The organism is Halorubrum sp. SD612 (assembly GCF_002135005.1).
Genome location: NZ_NEWI01000158.1, coordinates 1 through 5350 on the forward strand (window position 1 = coordinate 1; position 5350 = coordinate 5350).

Below are 5350 nucleotides of genomic sequence, written 5' to 3' on the forward strand. Positions count from 1 at the left end.
CCGCGTGGTCATCGCGACCGACTACGACCGCGAGGGCGAACTCATCGGCAAGGAGGCGTACGAGCTGGTGCGCGAGGTGAACGAGGACGTGCCGGTCGACCGCGTGCGCTTCTCGTCGATCACGGAAAACGAGGTGCGGGAGGCGTTCGCGAACCCCGACGACCTCGACTTCGAGCTGGCGGCCGCCGGGGAGGCGCGCCAGACCATCGACCTGACGTGGGGCGCCGCCCTGACCCGGTTCCTCTCCCTCTCGGCCCGACAGATGGGCGACGACTTCATCTCCGTCGGCCGGGTCCAGGGCCCGACGCTCAAGCTCATCGTCGACCGCGAGCGCGAGATCCAGGCGTTCGACCCCGAGTCCTACTGGGAGCTGACGGGCGAGTTAGCGAAGTCGGGCGGCGACCCCTTCGAGGCGCGCTACTTCTACCTGAACGACGAGGGCAACGAGCGCGAGCGCGTCTGGGACGAGGCGGTCGCCGACGCCCTCACCGAGGCGCTCGACGCGGCCGACGGCGCCACGGTCGACGACGTCACGCGCCGGACGCAGACCGACGACCCGCCGACGCCGTTCAACACCACCGCGTTCATCCGCGCGGCGGGGTCGCTCGGCTACTCCGCGCAGCGCGCCATGTCGCTCGCGGAGGACCTGTACACCGCCGGCTACGTCACCTACCCCCGGACCGACAACACGGTGTACCCCGAAGACCTGGAGCCCGAGGAGCTGATCGAGGAGCTCTCGGCGGCCTCGACGTTCGGGAAAGACGCCGCGAGCCTGCTCGACGAGGACCGCGACGGGGAGATCGAGCCGACCGAGGGCGACGAGGAGACGACCGACCATCCCCCGATCCACCCGACCGGCGAGCTCCCGTCGGCGTCGGACCTCTCGGACGACGAGTGGGAGGTGTACGAGCTGATCGTCCGCCGGTTCCTCGCCACCTGCGCCGACCCCGCGACGTGGGAGCGCCTGCGCGTGGTCGCCTTGGCGAACGGCGAGGCGACCCCCATCGCCGAGGGCGCGGACGGGCTCGCCGCCCTCCGGAACCCGGACGAGGCCGACGGCGCCGCCGACCTCGTCGCGGACGGCGGCCTGCGGCTGAAGGCCAACGGGAAGCGGCTGCTGGAGGCCGGCTACCACGAGGTGTACCCGTACCGCTCCAGCGACGAGCGGATCGTCCCGGACGTCGAGGTCGGCGAGACGCTGTCGCTGTCGGACCGCACCACCGAGGGCAAGGAGACGCAGCCCCCGCGCCGCTACGGACAGTCGCGGCTCATCGAGGAGATGGAGAAGCGGCAGCTCGGGACGAAGGCGACCCGCCACCGCACGATCGAGAAGCTGTACGACCGCAACTACGTCGAGAGCGACCCGCCCCGACCGACGCGGCTCGCGGAGGCGGTCGTCGAGGCCGCCGAGGAGTTCGCCGACCGGATCGTGAGCGAGGAGATGACCGCCCAGCTCGAGGAAGACATGGCGGCGATCGCGGCCGGCGAGAAGGGGTACGACGAGGTGACGGCCGCGTCCCGTGACCTCCTCTCGCGCGTGTTCGACGACCTCACCGAGTCGCGCGAGGCGGTCGGCGACCACCTCCAGACGTCGCTGAAGGCGGACAAGACGCTCGGACCCTGCCCCGAGTGCGGCGCCGACCTCCTCGTCCGGAAGTCCCGCCAGGGGTCGTACTTCGTCGGCTGCGACGGCTACCCCGACTGCGAGTACACCCTACCCCTCCCGTCGACCGGGAAGCCCCTCATCCTCGACGAGACCTGCGGGGAGCACGAGCTCCGGCACGTGAAGATGCTCGCCGGCCGGAAGACGTTCGTTCACGGCTGCCCGCAGTGTAAGGCGGACGAGGCCGACGAGCAGGAGGACGAGGTGATCGGGTCGTGTCCCGAATGTGGAGACGAACACGGCGGGGAACTCGCGATCAAGCGCCTCCGCTCGGGCTCCCGGCTCGTCGGCTGTACGCGCTACCCCGACTGCGACTACTCGCTGCCGCTCCCCCGGCGCGGCGAGATCGAGGTCACCGACGAGACCTGCGAGGAGCACGACCTCCCGCACCTCCGGGTCCACTCCGGCGACGAGCCGTGGGAGCTGGGCTGTCCGATCTGTAACTACCGCGAGTTCACGGCCCGCCAGGAGGGGTCGGAGCTTCAGGCCGTGGAGGGGATCGGCGAGAAGACCGCCGCGAAGCTGAACGACGCCGGCGTCGACGGCGTCGACGAGCTCAAGTCCGCCGACCCGGACGACCTCGCGGCCGACGTCGACGGCGTCGGGCCCGACACCGTCCGCGACTGGCAGGCGAAGGCGGACTGACCGGTCCCCGGGCGGCAGCGGCTCTCGCCGTCGTCGCGAGCACGTCGACGCGATACCTAGACCCACAGACAATTAAACGCGGAGCGCGTCGTGGGTCGGTAGATGGGAGACCGCGACGCCGGTCCGCCGAGCGACGATCGACCGTCGTCGAGCGGGAACGCCGCCCCGAGCGGGATCCTCCGAGCGTTCGTCGAGGCGGTTCCGACGCCGACGCTCGTCTGCGACCCCGAGACGCTGGCGATCCGCGCCGCGAACGCGCCGGCGGCCGACCTCCTCGGGCACGACCGCGGCGCGCTGACGCTGATGGGCCTCCCGGACGTCGGCGAGACCGACGTCACCGCCGCCGCCGAGTCCGTCGCGGACGTCGCCGCGTCCGCCGCGTCGGGCAGGTCGGCCGCCGGGTCCCCGCCCGCTACCGACTCGGACGCCGCGATCGAGCGGTTCGAGTGGAACCTCCGACTCGGGGACCCCGGACTCCGGGTCGACGCGGCGCTCCGCGCGGCGACGATCGCCGGCGACGAGTGGCTCGTCGTCGGGCTCTCGGACGTCACGGACCGCCTCGCGGCCGAGACCGACCGCGACGCCGAGCGCCGGCTCGTCGACGCGCTCGCCGAGACCGTCCCGCTCGCGCTGTTCCGCTGTTCCGAGGAGGGGACGCTCTCGCGGTGGAACGGCCGCCTGTCGTCGGACACCGGCTACGAGCCGGCATCGCTCTCGGGGCGGGCGCTCACCTCGCTGTTCGACGACGAGACGAGCGGTCGCGTGAGCGAGTCCCTCTCTCGGGTGTACCGGGAACGGGAGACCGCCTCCTGTGAGGCGCGGCTGCTCACCCGCTCCGGCGAGCGCGTCCCGTACCGGCTCTCCGTCGGTCCCGTCACCGACGGCGACCGAGTCGTCGGCGCCGTCGGCGTCGGCGAGGACCTGACCGAGGCGTCGCTGAGGGAGGAGCGGCTCGCGGTGCTGACCCGCGTGTTACGGCACAACTTCCGGAACGACCTCAACGTCGTCACGGGGTTCACGGGACGGGCCATCGAGGCGGTCGACGACCCCGACCTCGTCACCGAGCTCGAGCGGGTCGTCGACACCGCCGAACGGCTGCTGCGCCTCGGCGAGACCTCGCGGAAGGTGGAACGGCTGCTCTCCCAGCGCCCCTCCCCGCGGCCGCTCGCGCTCGCGCCCGCGGTCGACGCGGGCCTCGAATCGCTCGACCCGGCGGTCCGGGGTCGGGCGGCCGTCGACGTCGACGTGCCGACGGACCTCGCCGTCTCCGCGGTCGCGTTCCTCCCCGAGGCGATCACCGAGCTCGTCGACAACGCGATCCGCCACAACGACGCGGACGACCCCCGAGTCAGGATTTCGGCGGCGGAGCTGCCCAGCGAGTCGTGGGTCTCGCTCGTCGTCGCCGACGACGGGCCGGGGATCCCGCCCGCCGAGCGAGCCGTCCTCACCGGCGAGGAGACGCCGCTCGAACACGCGAGCGGGCTCGGGCTCTGGTACGTGAACTGGATCGTCACCGCGGGCGGCGGAAGCCTCGACATCGCCGAGAGCAGGGCCGGCGGCAGCCGGATCGAGCTGTCGCTGCGCGCCGCGTCGGGAACGCCGTCGGAGGACGCGGAGCTGTTCACGCTCGACGACGTCGAAGGCGGCGCGTAGGCCGGGTCGCGCGGCGCCCGCTCACTCCACCAGCCGCAGTCCGTCGCCGACCGCCACCGACTCGGCCGCGCCCGCCGGCAGTTCGACGACGGTGTCGGCGCGGCCGCGGCCCAGCCCGACGAACGGCGCGAGCCGTTTTTTCGCCGTCACTTCACCGTCGGCCAGCCACACCGCGTCGATCGCGAACGGCACGAACAGCATGTGGAGCCACTGCGTGTCGGCCTCGTCGAAGGGGAAGACCAGGGCGTAGCCGTCGGGGATCGACCGTCGGAACATCAGGCCTCGGGCCTGTTCGAGCGTCGACCGCGCGACGTCGACGTCGCTCGCGAGGACGGCCTCGCCTCCGTCGCGTCCCGACTCCGAAGCGTGGACGAGTCGCACGGCCGCCACCTCGCCGCGGGCGGATAAATAGCCTCCCGTTCGGTCGGGCGCGCCGACCGCCGGCGCGTCGCCCCGACCGGCTCAGCTCGCGCCGCCGTACGTCTCTTCGAGGTACTCGACGATGTCGTCGCTCTCGGCCATCCCCTCGACTCCGTGGTCCTCGTCGACGAGGACCGGGACGCCGGTCTGTCCGGAGACCGCTTCGACCTCCGTGCGCTCGCCGTGCGAGCGCGGCACCATCACGGAGTCGTACTCCAGATCGAGGTCCGCGAGCTTCGTCTTCACCTTCGCGCAGTACGGACAGCCTTCGAGCTCGTAGAGTGTCAAGTTCGCCATCACCGCCCCGTAGGGTGCGGGTCGGTAAAGAGGTACGGCCGCGGATGCGTCCGGCGCGCACGGGCGGCCGGGAGTACCCCGGTCGCGTACTCGGGTCTAGCGGACGCTCGTGGGGTGCGAAAACGGGGGAAAACGAGGGAAAACGGAGCGTTCGAACGGGATTGTCGTCGAGGCGGTCGCGGTCGGCGCGGATGCGGCGGTTCCTACGGAACCTCGCCTACATCGCGCCGCCCATGCCGCCCATGCCGCCCATGCCGCCGCCGGGGGCGCCGCCCTCGTCGTCGCCGCCCGCCGTCGAGAGGTCGCCCGCCGAGATGATGTCGTCGATTTTCAGCACGAGGTTCGCCGCCTCGGCCGCGGAGGCGATCGCCTGCTCCTTCGCGTGGGCCGTCTCGACGACGCCCGCGTCGGCCGTGTTGACGACCTCGCCGGCGAACACGTCGAGCCCGGCGTTCTCGTCGCCGGCCTCGTGGGCCGCGCGCAGGTCGACCAGCAGGTCGATCGCGTCGAGGCCCGCGTTCTCGGCGAGCACGCGCGGGATCAGCTCGAGGGAGTCGGCGAACGCCTCGACCGCGAGCTGCTCGCGCCCCTCGACGGAGTCGGCGTAGTCGCGCAGGCGGCGCGCGATCTCGACCTCGACCGCGCCGCCGCCGGGCAGCGTGCGCCCGTCGG

Annotated in this window: 5 protein-coding genes; 2 read left to right on the plus strand and 3 right to left on the minus strand. The window is 72.4% G+C overall.

Translation table 11 applies throughout. The annotated features are described in order from the left end of the window. Both B9G38_RS13925 and B9G38_RS13930 read left to right on the plus strand, forming a co-directional pair. Positions 1 to 2308: DNA topoisomerase (locus tag B9G38_RS13925; RefSeq protein WP_086220758.1), on the plus strand; the 2308-nt coding region annotated here is incomplete at its 5' end. Between the two features lie 102 nt (positions 2309 to 2410). Continuing rightward, entirely contained in the window at positions 2411 to 3961 is a 1551-nt protein-coding gene (locus B9G38_RS13930; protein ID WP_086220759.1) for an ATP-binding protein, read from the plus strand. Positions 3962 to 3982: 21 nt separating this feature from the next. Here B9G38_RS13930 and B9G38_RS13935 read toward each other — a convergent pair whose 3' ends face one another. The 3 genes from B9G38_RS13935 to B9G38_RS13945 all read right to left on the minus strand — a co-directional run. Next, a complete protein-coding gene (locus tag B9G38_RS13935; RefSeq protein WP_086220760.1) occupies positions 3983 to 4351 on the minus strand; it encodes a DUF192 domain-containing protein in 369 nt (122 codons plus the stop codon). Positions 4352 to 4423: 72 nt separating this feature from the next. Next, positions 4424 to 4678 (minus strand): glutathione S-transferase N-terminal domain-containing protein, encoded by a 255-nt coding sequence (locus B9G38_RS13940; RefSeq protein ID WP_086220761.1) that lies wholly within the window; start codon positions 4676 to 4678, stop codon positions 4424 to 4426. Between the two features lie 217 nt (positions 4679 to 4895). Beyond that, a partial coding sequence (locus B9G38_RS13945) for a TCP-1/cpn60 chaperonin family protein (protein WP_303646238.1) occupies positions 4896 to 5350 on the minus strand: 455 nt, incomplete at its 5' end.